This is a genomic window from Streptomyces sp. F63 (assembly GCF_018070345.1).
Taxonomy (GTDB): Bacteria; Actinomycetota; Actinomycetes; order Streptomycetales; family Streptomycetaceae; genus Streptomyces.
This window is the reverse complement of record NZ_JAGPXX010000060.1, coordinates 1-5,127: the sequence shown is the minus strand read 5'-3', so window position 1 is coordinate 5,127 and position 5,127 is coordinate 1. Positions and strand designations below refer to the sequence as shown.

Annotated in this window: 2 rRNA genes; both read left to right on the top strand. The window is 58.6% G+C overall.

The features are described 5' to 3' along the window. The first annotated feature begins 137 nt into the window (after positions 1-137). A 16S ribosomal RNA gene (locus tag KBZ10_RS28800) occupies positions 138-1,665 on the top strand. Between the two features lie 318 nt (positions 1,666-1,983). Beyond that, positions 1,984-5,106, top strand: a 23S ribosomal RNA gene (locus KBZ10_RS28795). Together the 16S and 23S rRNA genes form the textbook arrangement of a ribosomal RNA operon. Positions 5,107-5,127: the final 21 nt, after the last annotated feature.

Here is a 5,127-nt window from a genome sequence, read left to right as displayed (position 1 = left end):
GATTGCTGCCGGATGTGGTTCCTTTGAAAGTCCTCCCGCCGGCCGCTTCGGCGATGGTGCGGGGGGCATTTACTACAGCGAGGACGCTGTGCGCGGTCCGGATTATTCCTCCGGTCGCGCCGCTCTTGCGTGAAGCATTCACGGAGAGTTTGATCCTGGCTCAGGACGAACGCTGGCGGCGTGCTTAACACATGCAAGTCGAACGATGAACCTCTTTCGGGAGGGGATTAGTGGCGAACGGGTGAGTAACACGTGGGCAATCTGCCCTGCACTCTGGGACAAGCCCTGGAAACGGGGTCTAATACCGGATACGACCATCTCGGGCATCCGATGGTGGTGGAAAGCTCCGGCGGTGCAGGATGAGCCCGCGGCCTATCAGCTTGTTGGTGGGGTGATGGCCTACCAAGGCGACGACGGGTAGCCGGCCTGAGAGGGCGACCGGCCACACTGGGACTGAGACACGGCCCAGACTCCTACGGGAGGCAGCAGTGGGGAATATTGCACAATGGGCGGAAGCCTGATGCAGCGACGCCGCGTGAGGGATGACGGCCTTCGGGTTGTAAACCTCTTTCAGCAGGGAAGAAGCGCAAGTGACGGTACCTGCAGAAGAAGCACCGGCTAACTACGTGCCAGCAGCCGCGGTAATACGTAGGGTGCGAGCGTTGTCCGGAATTATTGGGCGTAAAGAGCTCGTAGGCGGCTTGTCGCGTCGGATGTGAAAGCCCGGGGCTTAACCCCGGGTCTGCATTCGATACGGGCAGGCTAGAGTTCGGTAGGGGAGATCGGAATTCCTGGTGTAGCGGTGAAATGCGCAGATATCAGGAGGAACACCGGTGGCGAAGGCGGATCTCTGGGCCGATACTGACGCTGAGGAGCGAAAGCGTGGGGAGCGAACAGGATTAGATACCCTGGTAGTCCACGCCGTAAACGTTGGGAACTAGGTGTGGGCGACATTCCACGTCGTCCGTGCCGCAGCTAACGCATTAAGTTCCCCGCCTGGGGAGTACGGCCGCAAGGCTAAAACTCAAAGGAATTGACGGGGGCCCGCACAAGCGGCGGAGCATGTGGCTTAATTCGACGCAACGCGAAGAACCTTACCAAGGCTTGACATACACCGGATCGCCGTAGAGATACGGTTTCCCTTGTGGTCGGTGTACAGGTGGTGCATGGCTGTCGTCAGCTCGTGTCGTGAGATGTTGGGTTAAGTCCCGCAACGAGCGCAACCCTTGTTCTGTGTTGCCAGCATGCCTTTCGGGGTGATGGGGACTCACAGGAGACTGCCGGGGTCAACTCGGAGGAAGGTGGGGACGACGTCAAGTCATCATGCCCCTTATGTCTTGGGCTGCACACGTGCTACAATGGCCGGTACAATGAGCTGCGATACCGTGAGGTGGAGCGAATCTCAAAAAGCCGGTCTCAGTTCGGATTGGGGTCTGCAACTCGACCCCATGAAGTCGGAGTCGCTAGTAATCGCAGATCAGCATTGCTGCGGTGAATACGTTCCCGGGCCTTGTACACACCGCCCGTCACGTCACGAAAGTCGGTAACACCCGAAGCCGGTGGCCCAACCCGCAAGGGAGGGAATCGTCGAAGGTGGGACTGGCGATTGGGACGAAGTCGTAACAAGGTAGCCGTACCGGAAGGTGCGGCTGGATCACCTCCTTTCTAAGGAGCACTTCTCGGCCGGCAGGGGGTAACTCCCGCTGGTCCAGGGGCCAGTACACCGGCGCGTGTCCGGTGCTGGTTGCTCATGGGTGGAACGTTGACTATTCGGCGCGATTGTCTCAGGCACGGTTAGTACTGCTCTTTCGGGAGCGTGGAACACCGGGTGTGGGTGATCGTGCCGGGCGCGCTGTTGGGTGTCTGAGGGCACGGGCTGTTGCTTGTGTCGTCGGTGCCGGTCCCGGTGTACTCATCTTTTTGGGTGGGGTGGCGGGTGGCTGGTCGTTGTTTGAGAACTGCACAGTGGACGCGAGCATCTGTGGCCAAGTTTTTAAGGGCGCACGGTGGATGCCTTGGTACCAGGAACCGATGAAGGACGTGGGAGGCCGCGATAGGCCCCGGGGAGCTGTCAACCGAGCTGTGATCCGGGGGTGTCCGAATGGGGAAACCCGGCAGTCGTCATGGGCTGTCACCTGCTGCTGAACACATAGGCAGTGTGGAGGGAACGCGGGGAAGTGAAACATCTCAGTACCCGCAGGAAGAGAAAACAACCGTGATTCCGGGAGTAGTGGCGAGCGAAACCGGATGAGGCCAAACCGTAGGCGTGTGATACCCGGCAGGGGTTGCGCTTACGGGGTTGTGGGAGTTCTTGTGATCGGTCTGCCGGCCGGTCGGCGAGTCAGAAACCGTATGGGTAGGCGAAGGGCATGCGAAAGGCCCGGCGTAGAGGGTAAGACCCCCGTAGCTGAAATCTGTACGGCTCGTTTGAGGACCACCCAAGTAGCACGGGGCCCGAGAAATCCTGTGTGAATCTGGCGGGACCACCCGCTAAGCCTAAATATTCCCTGGTGACCGATAGCGGATAGTACCGTGAGGGAATGGTGAAAAGTACCGCGGGAGCGGAGTGAAATAGTACCTGAAACCGTGTGCCTACAAGCCGTGGGAGCGTCGCCGTGTTCTTCGGAGCACGGTCGTGACTGCGTGCCTTTTGAAGAATGAGCCTGCGAGTTTGCGGTGTGTTGCGAGGTTAACCCGTGTGGGGTAGCCGTAGCGAAAGCGAGTCCGAAGAGGGCGACCCAGTAGCGCGCCCAAGACCCGAAGCGGAGTGATCTAGCCATGGGCAGGTTGAAGCGCGGGTAAGACCGTGTGGAGGACCGAACCCACCAGGGTTGAAAACCTGGGGGATGACCTGTGGTTAGGGGTGAAAGGCCAATCAAACTCCGTGATAGCTGGTTCTCCCCGAAATGCATTTAGGTGCAGCGTCGTGTGTTTCTTGCCGGAGGTAGAGCACTGGATAGGCGATGGGCCCTACCGGGTTACTGACCTTAGCCAAACTCCGAATGCCGGTAAGTGAGAGCGCGGCAGTGAGACTGTGGGGGATAAGCTCCATGGTCGAGAGGGAAACAGCCCAGAGCATCGACTAAGGCCCCTAAGCGTACGCTAAGTGGGAAAGGATGTGGAGTCGCAGAGACAACCAGGAGGTTGGCTTAGAAGCAGCCATCCTTGAAAGAGTGCGTAATAGCTCACTGGTCAAGTGATTCCGCGCCGACAATGTAGCGGGGCTCAAGCGTACCGCCGAAGTCGTGTCATTCCAGCATGTGGTCCAACGACCGTTGGGATGGGTAGGGGAGCGTCGTGTGCCGGGTGAAGCCGCGCCGGAAGGCAGTGGTGGATGGTTCACGAGTGAGAATGCAGGCATGAGTAGCGATACACACGTGGGAAACGTGTGCGCCGATTGACTAAGGGTTCCTGGGTCAAGCTGATCTGCCCAGGGTAAGTCGGGACCTAAGGCGAGGCCGACAGGCGTAGTCGATGGACAACCGGTTGATATTCCGGTACCCGCTTTGAAGCGCCAGCGCTGAACCTTCTGATGCTAAGTCCGTGAAGCCGCCGGCTGAGTCTTCGGACGAGGTCGGAGTGGTGGAGCCGACGGCCCGAGGGGGTAGTAGGTGAGTGATGGGGTGACGCAGGAAGGTAGTCCAGCCCGGGCGGTGGTTGTCCCGGGGTAAGGGTGTAGCCCGGAGGGTAGGTAAATCCGTCCTCCGTGAGGGGTGAGACCTGATGCCGAGCCGATTGTGGTGAAGTGGATGATCCTATGCTGTCGAGAAAAGCCTCTAGCGAGTTTCATGGCGGCCCGTACCCTAAACCGACTCAGGTGGTCAGGTAGAGAATACCGAGGCGTTCGGGTGAACTATGGTTAAGGAACTCGGCAAAATGCCCCCGTAACTTCGGGAGAAGGGGGGCCATTGCTGGTGATCGCCCTTGCGGTGTGAGCTGGTGGTGGCCGCAGAGACCAGCGAGAAGCGACTGTTTACTAAAAACACAGGTCCGTGCGAAGCCGTAAGGCGATGTATACGGACTGACGCCTGCCCGGTGCTGGAACGTTAAGGGGACCGGTTAGTCATGATTCGTCGTGGCGAAGCTGAGAACTTAAGCGCCAGTAAACGGCGGTGGTAACTATAACCATCCTAAGGTAGCGAAATTCCTTGTCGGGTAAGTTCCGACCTGCACGAATGGCGTAACGACTTCTCGACTGTCTCAACCATAGGCCCGGTGAAATTGCACTACGAGTAAAGATGCTCGTTTCGCGCAGCAGGACGGAAAGACCCCGGGACCTTTACTACAGCTTGATATTGGTGTTCGGTTCGGCTTGTGTAGGATAGGTGGGAGACTGTGAGGCCCGGACGCTAGTTCGGGTGGAGTCGTCGTTGAAATACCACTCTGGTCGTGCTGGATGTCTAACCTGGGTCCGTGATCCGGATCAGGGACAGTGTCTGGTGGGTAGTTTAACTGGGGCGGTTGCCTCCTAAAGGGTAACGGAGGCGCCCAAAGGTTCCCTCAGCCTGGTTGGTAATCAGGTGTTGAGTGTAAGTGCACAAGGGAGCTTGACTGTGAGACCGACGGGTCGAGCAGGGACGAAAGTCGGGACTAGTGATCCGGCGGTGGCTTGTGGAAGCGCCGTCGCTCAACGGATAAAAGGTACCCCGGGGATAACAGGCTGATCTTCCCCAAGAGTCCATATCGACGGGATGGTTTGGCACCTCGATGTCGGCTCGTCGCATCCTGGGGCTGGAGTCGGTCCCAAGGGTTGGGCTGTTCGCCCATTAAAGCGGTACGCGAGCTGGGTTTAGAACGTCGTGAGACAGTTCGGTCCCTATCCGCTGTGCGCGTAGGAGTCTTGAGAAGGGCTGTCCCTAGTACGAGAGGACCGGGACGGACGAACCTCTGGTGTGCCAGTTGTCCTGCCAAGGGCATGGCTGGTTGGCTACGTTCGGGAGGGATAACCGCTGAAAGCATCTAAGCGGGAAGCCTGCTTCGAGATGAGGACTCCCACCTCCTTTGAGGGGTTAAGGCTCCCAGTAGACGACTGGGTTGATAGGCCAGATATGGAAGCACTGTAAGGTGTGGAGTTGACTGGTACTAATAGGCCGAGGGCTTGTCCTCAGGTGCTCGCGTCCACTGTGT